At 34.5% G+C, this 235-nt stretch carries 1 protein-coding gene; it reads left to right on the plus strand.

Going from position 1 to position 235, the window contains the following annotated elements; translation table 11 throughout:
* Positions 1-235: prepilin peptidase (locus BCT81_RS04865; protein ID WP_347232103.1), on the plus strand; the 235-nt coding region annotated here is incomplete at both ends.

Below are 235 nucleotides of genomic sequence, written 5' to 3' on the forward strand. Positions count from 1 at the left end.
TTGCAGTGTTTCTTATCTCCATTAGATATTCAAGCTATCAGCTTTCTACTTGTGTTAAGTATAGGGCTTATTCTTTATAAGTTAATTTGGATTGGCGCTGGGGATATTAAATATGCATCTGTTTTATCACTTACCATTCCTGTTCATGATCTAGTTTGGGCACTCGTTATGATGGCTTTTTCTGGTGGGGTTTTAGTTGTTTTTTATCTCGTAAAGACAAAGTTGATAAGCAAAA

The sequence above is a fragment of the Vibrio sp. 10N.261.52.A1 genome, from assembly GCF_002876325.1.
Classification (GTDB): domain Bacteria; phylum Pseudomonadota; class Gammaproteobacteria; order Enterobacterales; family Vibrionaceae; genus Vibrio; species Vibrio chagasii.